This is a genomic window from Vibrio sp. YT-19(2023) (assembly GCF_033337395.1).
Genome location: NZ_JAWOQN010001230.1, coordinates 1 through 504, shown reverse-complemented (window position 1 = coordinate 504; position 504 = coordinate 1). Strand labels below are relative to the sequence as shown.

General features: G+C 49.0%; 1 protein-coding gene. It reads left to right on the top strand.

Going from position 1 to position 504, the window contains the following annotated elements:
- On the top strand, nucleotides 1–504 hold a 504-nt coding region (locus tag R7E78_RS30995), incomplete at both ends, for a putative nucleotidyltransferase substrate binding domain-containing protein (RefSeq protein ID WP_318059254.1).

The window sequence follows — 504 nt, the reverse complement described above, 5'->3', positions numbered from 1 at the left end:
ACCGGTGACACCATGGCCACAAACCCGATGTGGCGAATGACTCGCTCCGAATGGGAAGAATGTTTCGCTGACTGGATTGACGATCCCAACCCGAAAGCGTTACTGAATGCATCAATATTTTTCGATTTAGATGGCGTGTATGGCCGCTTAAAATGGGCAGAACAGCTCACCAGCTTCATTGTGCGTCGAGCGCGTAAAAATAATCGCTTCTTAGCATGTTTGGCTCGAAATGCGCTAAACCGCACGCCGCCATTAGGCTTCTTCAAAGATTTTGTGATGGAAAAAGACGGCCAGCACAAAAACTCGATCAACCTAAAACGTCGTGGCACCGCGCCGCTGGTTGATCTGATTCGTGTGCATGCCTTGGCAGTGGGCTCTCGTGCACAAAACTCGTTTGAACGTCTCGACGATATTATTGACGCAGGCATCTTGCCAAAAGGTCGAGCTCAGGACTTAAAAGACGCGTTAGAATTCATCTCTATGGTACGAATTCGCCATCAAGCG